12 protein-coding genes and 1 rRNA gene are annotated in these 14,408 nt (G+C 73.2%); 9 read left to right on the top strand and 4 right to left on the bottom strand.

Annotated elements, in window-relative coordinates; translation table 11 throughout:
• The first annotated feature begins 57 nt into the window (after positions 1-57).
• Positions 58-174: ribosomal RNA gene (gene rrf / locus CRP52_RS04315) — 5S ribosomal RNA — on the top strand.
• 112 nt (positions 175-286) lie between these two features.
• Here the strand turns inward: rrf and CRP52_RS04310 are convergent.
• The 3 genes from CRP52_RS04310 to CRP52_RS04300 all read right to left on the bottom strand — a co-directional run bounded on the left by CRP52_RS04310 (position 287) and on the right by CRP52_RS04300 (position 3,245).
• On the bottom strand, positions 287-1,630 hold the full coding sequence (locus CRP52_RS04310) for a TolB family protein (RefSeq protein WP_097235164.1): 1,344 nt from the start codon (positions 1,628-1,630) through the stop codon (positions 287-289).
• Between the two features lie 191 nt (positions 1,631-1,821).
• Positions 1,822-2,592 carry a lysophospholipid acyltransferase family protein gene (locus tag CRP52_RS04305; RefSeq protein ID WP_097235163.1) on the bottom strand — a complete coding sequence of 257 codons (771 nt, stop codon included), beginning with the start codon at positions 2,590-2,592 and terminating at the stop codon, positions 1,822-1,824.
• A 227-nt stretch (positions 2,593-2,819) separates the two neighbouring features.
• Positions 2,820-3,245 (bottom strand): DUF4395 domain-containing protein, encoded by a 426-nt coding sequence (locus CRP52_RS04300; RefSeq protein WP_097235162.1) that lies wholly within the window; start codon positions 3,243-3,245, stop codon positions 2,820-2,822.
• 243 nt (positions 3,246-3,488) lie between these two features.
• On the opposite strand from CRP52_RS04300, the gene CRP52_RS04295 reads away from it, so the two are divergent.
• The 7 genes from CRP52_RS04295 to CRP52_RS04265 all read left to right on the top strand — a co-directional run bounded on the left by CRP52_RS04295 (position 3,489) and on the right by CRP52_RS04265 (position 11,552).
• Positions 3,489-3,902 (top strand): thioredoxin family protein, encoded by a 414-nt coding sequence (locus CRP52_RS04295; protein ID WP_097235161.1) that lies wholly within the window; start codon positions 3,489-3,491, stop codon positions 3,900-3,902.
• A 323-nt stretch (positions 3,903-4,225) separates the two neighbouring features.
• Positions 4,226-5,011: an electron transfer flavoprotein subunit beta/FixA family protein gene (locus tag CRP52_RS04290; protein WP_097235160.1), complete on the top strand. Its 786-nt coding sequence runs from the start codon at positions 4,226-4,228 to the stop codon at positions 5,009-5,011.
• A gap of 39 nt (positions 5,012-5,050) precedes the next feature.
• On the top strand, positions 5,051-6,013 hold the full coding sequence (locus tag CRP52_RS04285) for an electron transfer flavoprotein subunit alpha/FixB family protein (protein WP_097235159.1): 963 nt from the start codon (positions 5,051-5,053) through the stop codon (positions 6,011-6,013).
• Positions 6,014-6,330: 317 nt separating this feature from the next.
• The gene (locus tag CRP52_RS04280; RefSeq protein WP_097235158.1) at positions 6,331-7,752 is read left to right on the top strand and encodes an acyl-CoA synthetase; all 1,422 of its coding nucleotides are present in this window, start codon (positions 6,331-6,333) and stop codon (positions 7,750-7,752) included.
• A 328-nt stretch (positions 7,753-8,080) separates the two neighbouring features.
• On the top strand, positions 8,081-8,944 hold the full coding sequence (locus tag CRP52_RS04275) for a C40 family peptidase (RefSeq protein ID WP_179852679.1): 864 nt from the start codon (positions 8,081-8,083) through the stop codon (positions 8,942-8,944).
• Positions 8,945-9,407: 463 nt separating this feature from the next.
• Positions 9,408-10,475, top strand: coding sequence for an NUDIX hydrolase (locus CRP52_RS04270; protein WP_097235156.1), 1,068 nt, complete (start codon positions 9,408-9,410; stop codon positions 10,473-10,475).
• A 177-nt stretch (positions 10,476-10,652) separates the two neighbouring features.
• Entirely contained in the window at positions 10,653-11,552 is a 900-nt protein-coding gene (locus CRP52_RS04265) for a DUF4184 family protein (RefSeq protein ID WP_097235155.1), read from the top strand.
• Here CRP52_RS04265 and CRP52_RS04260 read toward each other — a convergent pair.
• The gene (locus CRP52_RS04260; RefSeq protein WP_097235154.1) at positions 11,528-12,892 is read right to left on the bottom strand and encodes a dipeptidase; all 1,365 of its coding nucleotides are present in this window, start codon (positions 12,890-12,892) and stop codon (positions 11,528-11,530) included. The two genes, CRP52_RS04265 and CRP52_RS04260, sit on opposite strands and share 25 nt — an antisense overlap.
• A gap of 231 nt (positions 12,893-13,123) precedes the next feature.
• Between CRP52_RS04260 and CRP52_RS04255 the strand changes: the two genes are divergently transcribed.
• Positions 13,124-14,365, top strand: coding sequence for a geranylgeranyl reductase family protein (locus CRP52_RS04255; protein ID WP_097235153.1), 1,242 nt, complete (start codon positions 13,124-13,126; stop codon positions 14,363-14,365).
• The last annotated feature ends 43 nt before the right edge of the window (positions 14,366-14,408 follow it).

Raw genomic sequence — 14,408 nt, 5'->3', positions numbered from 1 at the left:
CTGTGTTGTTCTGAAACAACGACCGCCCTGCCGGCAGGTCGGATAGTTTCATAGTGTTTCGGTGGTCATAGCGTGAGGGAAACGCCCGGTTACATTCCGAACCCGGAAGCTAAGCCTCACAGCGCCGATGGTACTGCAGGGGGGACCCTGTGGGAGAGTAGGACGCCGCCGAACAATCATTCCAAAAGACCCCCTCCCGTCCGGGAGGGGGTCTTTTTGCGTTTCCGTACCGCTTTTTCCGTACCGCTTTTTCGTGCCGCGTTTCGCTACCGCGTTTCTCGCCGGCTCATTCGTCGTCGGATTGGGGTTCCTCTGTGGGCGGCTGCCCCTGGGCCCGTGCGGGCGGCTGGACCTCGGGCCGGTCCGTCGGGGCCGTTGCGGCCGACGGATCGGCCGAGGGCCTGGTCGACGGAACGGCCGACGAAGCAGCGTTCGACAGTGCGGTCGACGGCTCGGCCGTTCCCCAGGCGGGGCGGGCGAGCCACTTGTCCGCGGTGTTGGTGAGGCGGGCGACGCCGGTGCCGTCGGGCTGCATGCGGTAGAGGTCGGCGCCGGATCCGGCCGGGGCCTGGGCGAAGACGATGGACTTGCCGTCAGGTGCGTACGCGGCGGTGCCGTAGAAGACGTCGGAGGGCGCGGGGGTGAGGGCGCCGATGGCGGTGCCGTCGGGGTGGACGGTGTAGATGCCGCCGCCAGGGGCGTTGTCGGCGCCGGCGGGGTAGGTGGTGAAGAGGATCCGGGTGCCGTCGGGGGACCAGGCGGCGCGGTCGCCGGCGCGCAGTTCCCAGGGGGTCAGCTGGCGCAGGCCGGTGCCGTCCACGCCGACGATGTAGATGGCACGGCTGTTGGCGGGTTGTCCGGTGGCGCCGGTGCGGTACTCGAAGGTGAGCTGCTTGCCGTCGGGGGACCAGCTGGGGTTGCTGACCGTGCCGGAGTAAGGCTTGTCGTTGGTGAGGAAGGTGAGCCGCTGCACGTCGGTGCCGTCGGGGCTCATCAGGTAGAGGTCCGAGTACTGGGTCTGCGTGTTGCCGGCCGGGTCCAAGGGCCCCCAGGAGCGGCTGAAGGCGAGCTGTTTGCCGTCCGGGGAGAAGGCGGGGGCGCGTTCGTCCTCGTTGGCGCAGTCGGCGGTGCCGCTGTCGCAGAGCTGGCCGACCTGGTGGGCGCCTTCGCCGGAGGTGGCGACGGTCCAGAGCCGGGCGGTGCCGGTCTGCGGGTCGGTGCGGTCGAAGGCGACGGTGGCGCCGTCGGGGGACCAGTCGGGGCGGTCGTCGCGGGCGCGGGCCGGCGGCTGGGTGATCTGCTGCTGGCCGCTGCCGTCGGGGGCGAAGGTGACGATGGCGGTGGTGGTGCGGGAGGTGTCGGTGTAGGCGCGGCTGACGATCAGTCCGTTGTGCGCGGTGGCCGCGGCGGGATTGCCGGCAACCGCGCCGACCACGCCGGGGGTTGCGGCGGGCGTCGGCTCGGGGGTGGCGGAGGGGGTCTCCGGCCGGATCTCGGAGAGCGGGATCTCCCCGGGTTCGGCCCCGCAGCCGGTGAGCAGGATGCCCAGAAGCAGGAAGCCCGCACCGGCGCTTGCGCGGGTGCGGGCCCTGGTCGTGGGTGACTGCCGTGTTCCGGTGATCCTTGCCATCTCCGTCTCCGACCTTTCCGACCGCTCGACGTGTCGCCCCCGTCGTCGATTCAGGACGAAGGCCCCTGAGAGAAGCTGTCACTGTGTCAGACGGGGGAGGTCGGCGGCCGGGCGACACGCGACGGAAGGCGTTCACTCGATCGCACGGAGTAGCAGACGGGAGGGTGAGAGGGGAGAGGGAGGGTCAGCCATCAGCCCCGGGCGGCGCGACGCTCGGCCTTGGCCAGGGCCTCCGCCTCGTCCTCGGCTTCGGCGACCTCCAGGGTGGGCGCGGTGCCGCCGAGCTGGGCGGGCAGCCACCAGGTGTCGTCCGGGCCGGAGGGCTTGCCGGGGTACTCGCGCTGGGCGCGGTCGAGCATCTCGCTCATGGCGGCGCGGAGTCTTCGGGTGACCATGACCGGCTTGTCGGCCGGTCCGAGCTGAATCGGTTCGCCGATCATGATCGTCACCGGAACGTGGCGCTTGGTCAGGGTCTTCGGGCGGCCCTTGGTCCAGAGCTGCTGGGTGCCCCAGAGCACGACGGGCAGCAGCGGGGTGCCGGAGTCGGCGGCCATCCGGGCGGCGCCGGTCTTGAACTTCTTCAGCATGAACGAGCGGCTGATCGTCGCCTCGGGGAACACCCCGACGACCTCGCCGGCCTTGAGGGCGCGGACGGCGGCCTCGTACGCGGGCTGGCCGTCGGTGCGGTCCACCGGGATGTGCTTCATGCCGCGCATCAGGGGGCCGGAGATCCGGTGCTTGAAGACGTCGTCCTTGGCCATGAAGCGAGTCTTGCGCTTGCCGCCGCGGTAGGCGCCGAGGCCGGCGAAGAGAAAGTCCAGGTAACTGATGTGGTTACTGACAAGTACCGCTCCCCCCCTGGCGGGGATGTGTTCGGCACCCACGATCTTGATCCGTACATCGAGTGCACGGAAGGCGGTGAGTGCGGCGCCGATCACCGGCGGATACACGAACTCTGCCACGGTCAGTCCTGACTTCCACGGGCCGGAGCCCGGTACGGCGGGTACCCGCGCCGTTGCGCGGGGCGCCGACCGGAGCACGGCACGCCGCGGCGGTCACGGGTGATTCACGGAGATGATCCCCGAACGAGTGCCTGCTGTCACCTGAGCCGTGCGGTCAAGCCGATTTTCACGGTGTGATCTCCGTGATGAATTAGGAGGGGAACTTTCCCGCCCCCAGCCGGCGGAAGTCAGGCGCCGGCGGTGAGGCGGCCCTGGGCGCGCCGGACGAACGGGTAGAGCTCGCAGCCCAGGCAACAGCCGAACGCGGCGTTGAGGAAGGCGGCGGCGAGGGCGACCGCGGTGGCCAGCAGGCTGAGCCAGGTCACGCCGGTGACGTGGCCGAGTGCGCCGAGGGTGGCGAAGACCGTGAGGATGCCCTGACCGAAGCGCAGGGGCCGTTCGTCCTCGGTCTCGGACGGGGGCGCGAGGCGGGGCGCGACGAGGGTCCGGAACAGCCAGTCGTACGGGGAGAGCCGTAAGCCGCCGAACGCGCCGAGTGCGAAGACGAGGGTCTGGGCGGCCAGGAGGGCGCAGCTACCGGTGAGGAGGACGGTGATCAGGACGGCCGAGGTGAGCGCGGCGGCGAAACGGGGACCGCGGGGGTCGGTCTGCACGTGGGCTCCGGGAGGGTCGCGACGGGCGGCAGCGGCGGACGGCGGCGGCGGGGGCGTCAGCGGAAGCGGAACCGGAAGTGGAACCAGGAGCGGGAGGCGGAGGCCCGGCGCCGGTCGGTGACGCGGCGGCAGGTCGGCGACGGCGGTGAGGAGCGCTCGAAGTCCACCGGCCGATCGTACGTGGCCCGCCCCCGGCGGTCGACCGTGTTTCGGAGCCGCCGGGCGTCGGCGCAGACTGGAGGGATGACCGGGCAGGTGGCGTGCGTTGTCGCACTGGCGGTGGCGACCATGTTCGGGCTGCTGCGAGCCGGTCGCGACGGAAGGATGAGGGTGCGCACCGAGGACGGGACGGTACGGCTGTCGGAGGCGGAACTGGGCGGGCCGCTGGGCTCACGGGCGACGCTGGTGCAGTTCTCGACGGCTTTCTGCCAGCCCTGCCGGGCCACCCGGCGGGTGCTGTCCGAGGTGGCCGGGATGGTCGACGGGGTCGAGCACGTCGAGGTGGACGCGGAGGCGCGGCTGGAGCTGGTCCGGCGGCTGGAGATCCGGCGGACGCCGACGGTGCTGGTGCTGGACGCGGACGGCCGGATCGTGCGCCGGGCGTCGGGGCAGCCGCGCACGGTGGACGTGATCGCGGCGCTCGGCCAGGCGGTCTGAGACGTTCCGGGCCGGGGCGGCCCAGGAGCGGTGTCCGCGGAGTGGTGGTCGCGGCGTACTGGTCGCGGGCGGGAATCCGGTCGAGGAGACCTGCCGTGTCAGGTGGAGTCCGCCCCCGGCTGGGGCAGGATGGGCGCAGGCGGAGGGTGCATCCGAACGGCATAAGCTACTGGCCAGTAGTGACCGCCGCGCTACCGGCGAGTATGCTGCCAGGAAGTTCCGGACCGGCACGGGAATTCGCTGCCCGGAGCGGGTGTGCGGTCGTGTTCGCACCCGCTTGCACCGCCGCAGCCGCCGGACGAGACCAGTACAGGAGACAGGCCGTGAGCTTGAGGATCGTTGTCTGTGTGAAGTACGTGCCGGATGCGACGGGTGACCGTCGTTTTGCGGACGACCACACCACCGACCGGGATGGCGTGGACGGCCTCCTGTCGGAGCTGGACGAGTACGGCGTGGAGCAGGCGCTGCGGATCGCGGAGGCGAACGAGGGTGCCGAGGTGACGGTGCTGACGGTCGGTCCGGACGATGCGAAGGACGCGCTGCGCAAGGCGCTGTCGATGGGTGCGGACAAGGCCGTGCACGTGAACGACGACGACATCCACGGTTCGGATGTGATCGGGACGTCGGCGGTTCTGGCGAAGGCGCTGGAGAAGACCGGGTTCGATCTGGTGATCGGTGGTATGGCGTCGACGGACGGCACGATGGGTGTGCTGCCGGCGCTGCTGGCGGAGCGTCTGGGTGTGCCGCAGGTGACGCTGCTGTCGGAGGTGTCGGTCGAGGGCGGTGTGGTGAAGGGCCGTCGTGACGGTGACGCGGCGACGGAGCTGGTGGAGGCGGCGCTGCCGGCGGTGGTGTCGGTGACGGACCAGTCGGGTGAGGCCCGGTACCCGTCGTTCAAGGGGATCATGGCGGCGAAGAAGAAGCCGGTCGAGTCGCTGGACCTGGACGATCTGGGGATCGAGGCGGACGAGGTCGGTCTGGCGGGTTCGTGGACGGCGGTGGAGTCGGTGGCGGCGCGTCCGGCGCGTACCGCGGGCACGGTCGTCAAGGACGAGGGCGAGGGCGGCAAGGCGCTCGCCGGCTTCCTCGCCGACCAGAAGTTCATCTAGTCCGACCCCTCGAACCTGCGAACACGGAGACATTGAGCAATGGCTGAGATTCTCGTCCTGGTGGACCACGCCGACGGTGTGGTCCGCAAGCCGGCCCTGGAGCTGCTGACCCTGGCCCGCCGTATCGGCGAGCCGTCCGCGGTGGTGCTCGGCGCCGGTGGCGCGGCCGCCGACATCGCCGCCAAGGCCGGCGAGTTCGGCGCGGTGAAGGTGTACGTCGCCGACGGTGCCGAGTTCGCCGACCAGCTGGTCGTCCCCAAGGTGGACGCCCTGGCCCAGATCGCCAAGGCCAACGACGTGGCGGCCGTGCTGGTCACCTCGTCCGGCGAGGGCAAGGAGGTCGCCGCCCGCGTGGCGCTGCGCCTGGGTTCGGGCATCATCACCGACGCGGTGGACCTGGAGGCCGGTGACGGTGGTCCGGTGGCGACGCAGTCGGTGTTCGCGGCGTCGTTCCAGGTGAAGTCGAAGGTCACCAAGGGTGCGCCGGTCATCACCGTCAAGCCGAATGCGGTGGCTCCGGAGGCCGTTGCGGCGGCGGGTGCGGTGGAGAACGTGTCGGTGGCGTTCACCGGCAATGCGGCCACGGTGACCTCGCGCACGCCGCGGGTGTCGACGGGCCGTCCGGAGCTGACCGAGGCCGCGATCGTGGTCTCCGGTGGCCGTGGTGTCGGTGCCGCCGAGGGCTTCGGCGTGGTCGAGGAGCTCGCGGACGCGCTGGGCGCGGCCGTCGGTGCCTCGCGTGCCGCGGTGGACGCGGGCTGGTACCCGCACAGCAGCCAGGTCGGCCAGACCGGCAAGCAGGTCTCCCCGCAGCTGTACATCGCGGCGGGCATCTCCGGTGCCATCCAGCACCGGGCCGGCATGCAGACCTCGAAGACCATCGTGGCCGTCAACAAGGACCCCGAGGCCCCGATCTTCGAGCTGGTCGACTACGGCGTGGTCGGCGACCTCTTCCAGGTCCTGCCGCAGCTCACCGCCGAGGTGAAGGCCCGCAAGGCCTGAACCCACGGGTAGGTTCGGAGGGCGTGGCGCCGGGTGCTCGGTGCCACGCCCTCCGTCGTTCCCCGCCGCCGTTCCCTGCCGAGCACGGACGGACCGGCGGCGGCCCGTAGAGTCGGCGCGGGCGCGTGGCCTTCCGGGGCACTCCGGGGCATGAGTCGGGCTCATGCTGCGGTCATGAGTCGGCCTCATGACCCAGGTCATGAGCGGGCCTCATGACCCGGGCGTGTGATGCGCGGGGCATGAGTTGACCGCATGACCTGAACGCGTGACGTGCAGGGCGTGACGCATTGGCGTGGGACGAGGGCGAGGACGGTGGCATGGCACTGCTGACGGCACTTCAGGGCGGTTTCGGCGACGCGGCGGACGCATTGCGGATCGACGGCCGGATGCTCTCCCGGGAGGAGCTGCTCGGTGCGGCGACCGTCGTCGCCGACCGGGTGGCCGGTGCCCCCGCGCTGGCGGTGCTCGCGCGGCCGACCGTGGAGACGGTGACCGCCGTGGTGGGCGGCCTGCTGGCGGGCGTTCCGGTGGTGCCGCTGCCGCCCGACTCGGGGCCCAAGGAGCGCGCGCACATCCTGGGCGACTCGGGCGCGGCGCTGCTCGCGCACGCCGTCGGGGAAACGCTGCCGGAGGGTACCGCGGTGGAGGGGCTGCCGGTCGATCCCGGGCAGCGCTCCGCTGCCACGTACGCCGAGCCGGCCGCAGAGTCGACCGGCTTCGTGCTCTACACCTCGGGCACCACCGGCGCCCCCAAGGGGGCGGTGATCCGACGCGAGGCGATCGCCGCCGACCTGGACGCGCTGGCCACGGCCTGGCAGTGGACCGCCGAGGACACCCTCGTCCACGGCTTGCCGCTGTTCCACGTGCACGGACTGCTGCTCGGCGTGCTCGGGGCCCTGCGCACCGGGAGCCGGCTGGTGCACACCGGACGGCCCACCCCGGAGGCGTACGCGGCGGCCGGCGGCAGCCTCTACTTCGGGGTGCCCACCGTCTGGTCCCGGCTGGCCGCCGACCCGGAGGCGGCCGGCCGGCTGGCCTCGGCCCGACTGCTGGTCTCCGGCAGCGCGCCCCTGCCCGTGCCGGTGTTCGAGAAACTGGCGGCGCTCACCGGGCACGCCCCGATCGAGCGGTACGGGATGACCGAGTCGCTGATCACCGTCAGCACCCGGGCGGACGGCGAGCGGCGCCCCGGAAGCGTCGGGCTGCCGGTGGACGGGGTGCGCACCCGGCTGGTCGGCGAGGATGGCGAGCCGGTGCCGCACGACGGGGAGACCGTCGGTGAGCTGCAGGTTTCCGGCCCGACGCTGTTCAGCGGGTACCTCAACCGGCCGGACGCGGACGCCGAGGCGTGGACGGCGGACGGCTGGTTCCGCACCGGGGACGTCGCGGTGATCGGGGCGGACGGCTTCCACCGGATCGTCGGCCGCGCCTCGGTGGACCTGATCAAGAGCGGCGGCTACCGGATCGGCGCGGGCGAGGTGGAGGCCGCGCTGCGGGACCACCCGGCGGTCGCCGACGCGGCGGTGGTCGGCGTGCCGGACGAGGACCTCGGCCAGGCGATCGTCGCCTACGTCATCCCGGACGGCGCCGTGACGGGGGACCAGCTGACGGCCTTTGTGGCGGAGCGGCTCTCGGTGCACAAGCGGCCGCGCCGGGTCGTCCTGGTACCCGAACTGCCCAGGAACGCCCTGGGAAAGGTGCTGAAGAAGCAGCTGCTCGCGGAGGCCGGCGGCCGGTGATGAGGGGGCGTCGGGTCGCGCCCCGGTGACGGGTTCTCACCCTGATGCGGCGTCGGTGCTCACCGCCCGTGACCCTTCCATTTGGCGCACTCCACTGCGCGCCGTGTGCGGACGCGTGCTTAACGTGACACGCAGGCAGAACTGAATCCCTGGGCGAGGCGCCGCGGTTTCCGGTCGCAAGGGCCGGAGGCCGCGGCGCGTCGGACAGGGGTCTGCCGAGCCGTACGAACCGGCGGTGCCGGGCGTACGGCGGGCTCGAAGCAGGTCCGCAGCCGCCGCTCCGGCGGCCGTCCGCATGCGATACGCAGCAGTGAAGGAAGTCAGCAGGATGACCACCGTCAATACCGGCGCGCCGGATGCCGCCGACGAACCGACCGGGCAGCAGGGTGCTGCCACCGCCTCTTCCCCCCGTCCCTCCCGGGCCGCGCGGCTCCGCCGGGGGATAGGCATGGTGGCCGTGATCGCGACCGGAGCTGGCGTGTTCGGCCTCGGTATCGGCGTGAGCCCCGCGGCCGCCGAGGCCGCGCCGGCGCACGCCGGGTGGGACGGCTCGCGGTACTGGTTCAAGAACAGCCAGGGGCAGTGGCGCTGGACCTCCCACTACAGCGTCTACCTGGCGCGGACCGGGAGCGGGACCAAGGCGTCGAGCAGCGTGAAGTCGAGCGGCGGCATCAAGCAGGGGTGGGACGGGTCGCGCTACTGGTTCCGCAACAGCAAGGGGGAGTGGCGCTGGACCTCGCACTACGAGATCTACCTGGCACGGACCGGAGGCTCCTCCGCGGGCTCCTCGGCCTCCTCCGGCTCGTCCCACGACTCGGTCGCCGAGGACCGCGACGTCGAGACCGCCGTGCAGTACGCGCTCGCCCAGCTGGGCAAGCCCTTCATGACGGCGGGCAACGGGCCGGACGGGTACGACTGCTCGGGGTTGGTCCAGCAGGCGTTCAGACGCGGCGGCATCGACCTGCCGCGGGTCGCCAACGACCAGTACGAGGCGACCACGCCGATCACGGCGAGTCAGCTGCGCCGCGGAGACCTGCTGTTCTGGTCCCCGGACGGGACCGAGCGGGGCATCCAGCACGTGGCGATCTACCTGGGCAACAACCAGTACGTCGAGGCCGCGCGGCCGGGGACCAACATCCGGATCTCGGGGATCAGCAGCGGCTACTACCCGGCGTACATGGGGCGGCCGTAGCGCTGCCGCCGGTTCGCGGGTCGGGGGCATCCGCTCCGGCGGGTGCCCCCGAGGCGTGGTGCCGCCGGCCGGCGTAGCCGTCGTGTGCGGCGGTTGCGCGGCGCGGCGCGGCGCGGGCGGGAGTGCGCGGGCGGGGTGGGGTGGTGTCGGGGGCGCGGGCGGCGCGCCGGTGAGGCGTGCGAGCGGGGCGCGCACGGGAAGTCGGCCCATGGGACGTCCTGTGCGTGAGCAGTGGTGAAGGGGTGCAATTCTGATGTAGACCGGTCTGCATATTTCCGGGTGCGGGCGCCTGGCCTGGGCACATGCCGCTGTCACGGGGCAAGGCGGAGCGCGCGGACGGGCGCGGCGGGCAGGCATGGGGAGCGGCGTGGGGCGGGTACCACCACGGGTGGCGCTGGTTCGGCCGACGGGGGCGCTGCCCGGTGCGAACGGCATCGGGGGAAGTCGAGGGGCAGGGGACGTTGTGATCGTCTGGGTCAATGGCACATTCGGGGCGGGCAAGACCAGTGCCTGCCGCGAGCTGGTGGAACTGCTGCCCGGGAGCGTGCTCTTCGATCCCGAGCTGGTGGGCTTCGGCCTGCGCCGGATGCTTCCGGCCGACCGGCTGGCGACGGTGTCGGACTTCCAGGACCTGGCGGCCTGGCGCCGGCTCGTCCCCGAGACGGCGGCCGCGTTGCTCACCGAGGTCGGGGGCCCTCTGGTGGTCCCGATGGCCCTGCTCAGAGAGGACTACCGGGACGAGATCTTCGGCGACCTCGCCTCCCACGGGATCACCGTGCACCACTTCGTGCTGGATCCCGAAGAAACGATCCTGCGAGACCGCATCGCCCGTCGCGAGGAGTGCCCCGGCGACCCGGAGGCGAGCGAGCGGGTCCGCGCCTGGTGCCTCGAACACCTGCCCCGCTACCGCGCCGCCCGTCGCTGGCTGGTCGGGGACGCCAGGATGGTCGACACCAGCGAGCTCACCCCTCGGGAGACCGCCCTGCGGATCGCCGAGCTCGTCCGGGTCGGCGCCGCGCGCTGCCCGATCGTCCAGACCCCGGACCCGACCGGGGACACCGTGGCCTCCGGCGTCCTGTTCTTCGACGAACAGGACCGCGTCCTGCTCGTCGACCCGGTCTACAAGCCCGACTGGGACTTCCCGGGCGGAGTGGTCGAGCGCGGCGAGGCCCCCACCGACGCCGCCCTGCGGGAGACCGCCGAGGAACTGGGCCTGCGCCTCGACCCCACCGGGCTGCGCCTGCTCGCCGTGGACTGGGAGCCGCGCACCGGCCCGCGCCGCGGCGGCCTGCGGCTGATGTACGACGGCGGCCTGCTGGACGCCGAGGGCCGGCAGAACCTGCTGCTGCAGCCGGAGGAACTGCGCAGCTGGCGCTTCGTCACCCTGGACGAGGCCGCCGAACTGCTGCCGCCGAGCCGGTACCGGCGCCTGGCCGCGGCGCTGGACGCCCGGCGCAGTGGCGAGCTGCGGTACCTGGAGGCGGGGTGCCGGGTGGCGGTCGGGTTGGCGAGCACGGCGGACGCGGCGTAGGGCGGGGGCCGGCCCGGACGTCCCGTCGGTGCGGCCTGGCCGTGGGCTCCGGCCCACGGCCAGGCGGGTCGCCGGTGCGAGGGCCAGGGTCGGCCGGGCTGGTCGGGTTGCCGGTGCGAGGGCCGGGCGGGCCGGCCGGGCTGGTCGGGTTGCCGGTGCGGGCGGGAGGATGGGGGCATGCCGTTCACGCTGAGCCATCCCGCCGCCGTCCTGCCCCTGCTGCGCCGTGCCGGGGAGCGCGGGCCGCTGGTGGCGTCGGCGCTGGTCGCCGGGTCGATGGCGCCCGACGTGCCGTTCTTCGCCGAGTCCCTGTTGCCCGGGGTCTACGGTCACGGCGGGCTGACGCACCGCTGGTGGGCGGTGCCGACGCTGGACGTGGTGATTGCCGGCGCCCTGGTGGCGGGCTGGCACGGCCTGCTGCGGGGGCCGCTGGTGGCGCTGCTGCCCGAGCGGTGGTCGGGCGGGGCCGAGGCGCTGACGGTGCGGCGGGCCGGGAGCGGGGGCGGAACGGGGGCGTCCGTGGCGTGGTTCGCGGCGTCGGCGGCCATCGGCGCGGCCACCCACGTCGGGTGGGACGCGTTCACGCACGGCGGTCGGCTGGGTGTGCGGCTACTGCCCGTACTGGACCGGGAGGTGGCCGGGGTACCGCTGTACGAGTCGTTGCAGTACGGGAGTTCGGCGCTCGCGCTGGCGGCGATGGGCGGCTGGGCAGCGCGTGCGGTGGGGGCCGTCGAGCCGGTGCGCCCGACCGTCCGGCTCGCGCCCCGGACGCGGCGGGCCGCCGTCGCGGTGCTGGGGGCGGCGACGGCGGCCGGGGTGCTGCACCGGCTCAGCCCGCTGAAGCGGAACCTGGTGCCGGAGGTCTGCTTCGGCGCCGGGGCCGGGCTCGCGGTGGGGGCGGTCGGGTACGCGGCGGTGGTGGCGGCCGCCCGCCGGTTGCGCGGCGGGCGGCCGGGGGCCGGCCGAAACCGAAACGCCGGTCCCGGCCCGAGTGGCGGTCGGGCTCCGAAGGTCGGTCAGGACTCGGGTGTCGGTCGGGCTTCGAACGTCCGTCAGACGGAGCGCAGTTCGGCGTAGCGACGGAGGAACAGGGCCTCGGCGAGGGCCATCCGCTCCAGCTCCTGCGGGTCGACGCTCTCGTTGACCGCGTGGATCTGGGTCGCCGGCTCCTCGACGCCGATCAGCACGATCTCGGCCTGCGGGTAGAGCGAGCGCAGGGTGTTGCAGAGCGGGATCGAGCCGCCCTCGCCGGAGGCGACCATGTCGGTGCCGAAGGCCTCGGCCATCGCCTCGCCCATCGCCTCGTAGGCCGGGCCGGTGGTGTCGGCGCGGAACGGGGAGCCGCTGCCGCGCCGCTCGACGGTGAGCCGGGCACCGAGCGGGACCTGCTTCTCCAGGTGGGCGACCAGCGCGTCCTGGGCGGCGGAGGCGTCCGTGCCCGGCGGGACGCGCAGGCTGATCAGGGCCTTGGCGGCGGCCTGGACGGAGGAGGTCGCGCCGATCACCGGCGGCGCGTCGATGCCGAGGACGGTGACGGACGGGCGAGCCCAGAGGCGGTCGGCGATGGTGCCGGTGCCCGTCAGGGCGACGCCGTCGAGCACCTTGGCGTCGGCGCGGAACTGCTCCTCCGGGTACTGCACGCCGTCCCAGGTCTGGTCGGCGGCCAACCCGGCGACTGCGACGTCGCCGTTCGAGTCGTGCAGCGAGGCGAGGATCCGGACCAGGGACTGCAGGGCGTCCGGGGCGGCGCCGCCGAACGCGCCGGAGTGCAGGTTGCCGGCCAGGGTGGTGACCGTGGCCTCGACCACCGTCATGCCACGCAGCGAGGCCGTCACCGTCGGCAGGCCGGCGGCGAAGTTGCCGGTGTCGCCGATGATGATGGCGTCGGCGGTGAGCAGCTCGGGGTGCGCCTCGGCGTAGCGCTCCAGGCCGCCGGTCCCCTGCTCCTCCGAGCCCTCGACGATGATCTTCAGGCCGACCGGGTAGGCGTCCCCGTAGACCTGGCGCAGCGCCCGCAGGGCGGTCAGGTGCATCAGGATGTTGCCCTTGCAGTCGGCGGCGCCGCGCCCGTACCAGCGGCCGTCACGCTCGGTCAGCTCGAAGGCCGGGCTGATCCAGGCGTCCTCGTCGAGCGGGGGCTGGACGTCGTAGTGCGAGTAGAGCAGGACGGTCGGCGCGCCCTCGGGGCCGGGCAGCTCGGCGTAGACGGACTGGGTGCCGTCCGGGGTGTCGAGCAGCTGGATGTTGGTCAGGCCCTCGGCGGCGAACGCGTCGGCGACCCAGCGCGCGGCCTTCTCGCACTCCTCGACCGGGAACTGGCGCGGGTCGGCGACCGACGGGAACGCGACCAGCTCGGCGAGGTCGGTGCGGGCACGGTCCATCAGGGACCGGACGGCGTCGGCCAGGGGCTGTGACATCGGGGCTCCGAGGGGATGGGGCCGCCCGTGGGGTGATGCGGGCGGGGGCTTCGGTTGGGGTACTGCCGATCATAGGCGGAGCGGTATCGGGTGGTTCGGGGCCGGGTGGTGGCGGGTGGTGCGGGGGCGGGGCCGGGTGGTGCGGGTGGGGGCGGGCGGTGTCGGCTGGCGCGTCGCCGTTCCGGTGGTGCGGCGCCCGGTGGGGCGGTCGGACGCATAGGATTGGTCGACGTGACTGACTCCGGAAGCTCCGATTCCCGTAGCCCGCTCGACAGCCCGCTCGACGACTCGGCCTCGCCGCTCGACGGCGTCTGGGACGTCGTGGTGGTCGGCGCCGGACCGGCGGGCTCCTCGGCCGCGCACGCCGCCGCTGCCCAGGGCCGCCGGGTGCTGCTCCTCGACAAGGCCGAGCATCCCCGCTACAAGACCTGCGGCGGCGGCATCATCGGCCCCTCCCGGGACAGTCTGCCGCCGGACTTCCGGCTGCCGCTGCAGGACCGGGTGCACGCCGTCACCTTCGCGTACAACGGGCGGTACACCCGGACGCGGCGCTCCCAGCGGATGCTGTTCGGCCTGGTCAACCGGGACGAGTTCGACCTGCGCCTGGTGCAGGCGGCCAAGGCAGCCGGGGCGGTGCTGGTCACCGGCGTGACCGTCACCGGAGTCGAGCAGCGCGGCGGCGAGCACCGGACTGCGCTGGTGACGGCGGCCGACGGGCGCACCTTCGAGGCCCGCGCGGTGGTCGGCGCGGACGGCAGCGCGAGCCGGATCGCCCGGCACGTCGGCGTCACCTTCGACCAGATCGACCTCGGCCTGGAGGCGGAGATCCCGGTGCCGGCGCAGGTCGCCGCCGACTGGGCGGGCCGGATCCACCTCGACTGGGGCCCGCTGTCCGGCAGTTACGGCTGGGTGTTCCCGAAGACCGAGACCAGCAGCCTCACCGTCGGGGTCATCTCGGCGCGCGGCGACGGCGAGCGGACCAAGCAGTACCTCGCCGACTACATCCGGCGGTTGGGCCTTTCGGGGTTCACCCCCAGGATCGAGTCCGGGCACCTGACCCGCTGCCGGGCCGAGGACTCGCCGCTCTCCCGCGGCCGGGTGCTGGTCGCCGGGGACGCGGCCGGGCTGCTGGAGCCGTGGACCCGCGAGGGCATCTCGTACGCGCTGCGCTCGGGCCGGCTGGCCGGCGAGTGGGCGGTCAAGGTCGCCGAGGCGGGCAACGCGGCGGCGGTGCGGCGCGAGGCGCTGAACTACGCGTTCGCGGTCAAGGCCGGGCTGGGCGTGGAGATGCGTGCGGGCAAGCAGCTACTGGGCGCCTTCGAGCGGCGGCCGTACCTCTTCCACGCGGCGGTCTGCCTGGTGCCGGCGGCGTGGCGGGCCTTCGCCCGGACCACCCAGGGACACACCACCTTCTCCCAGGTGCTGCGGCAGTACCGGGCGGCGCGGAAGCTGACGGCGATGGCGTCGCGGTAGGGCTGTTCGCGCGAGGGGCTGTTTGCTTGAGGGCCGTTCGCTT

The sequence above is a fragment of the Streptomyces sp. 1331.2 genome (assembly GCF_900199205.1).
Classification (GTDB): domain Bacteria; phylum Actinomycetota; class Actinomycetes; order Streptomycetales; family Streptomycetaceae; genus Kitasatospora.
The sequence above is the reverse complement of the archived record's forward strand: the minus strand, read 5'-3'. Positions and strand labels throughout refer to the sequence as shown.

Coding starts and splice junctions, on each gene's coding strand:
- CRP52_RS04295 (WP_097235161.1), top strand. CDS start 3,489: ATGACCGGGCAGGTGGCGTGCGTTGTCGCACTGGCGGTGGCGACCATG.
- CRP52_RS04310 (WP_097235164.1), bottom strand. CDS start 1,630: ATGGCAAGGATCACCGGAACACGGCAGTCACCCACGACCAGGGCCCGC.
- CRP52_RS04265 (WP_097235155.1), top strand. CDS start 10,653: ATGCCGTTCACGCTGAGCCATCCCGCCGCCGTCCTGCCCCTGCTGCGC.
- CRP52_RS04280 (WP_097235158.1), top strand. CDS start 6,331: ATGGCACTGCTGACGGCACTTCAGGGCGGTTTCGGCGACGCGGCGGAC.
- CRP52_RS04275 (WP_179852679.1), top strand. CDS start 8,081: ATGACCACCGTCAATACCGGCGCGCCGGATGCCGCCGACGAACCGACC.
- CRP52_RS04285 (WP_097235159.1), top strand. CDS start 5,051: ATGGCTGAGATTCTCGTCCTGGTGGACCACGCCGACGGTGTGGTCCGC.
- CRP52_RS04260 (WP_097235154.1), bottom strand. CDS start 12,892: ATGTCACAGCCCCTGGCCGACGCCGTCCGGTCCCTGATGGACCGTGCC.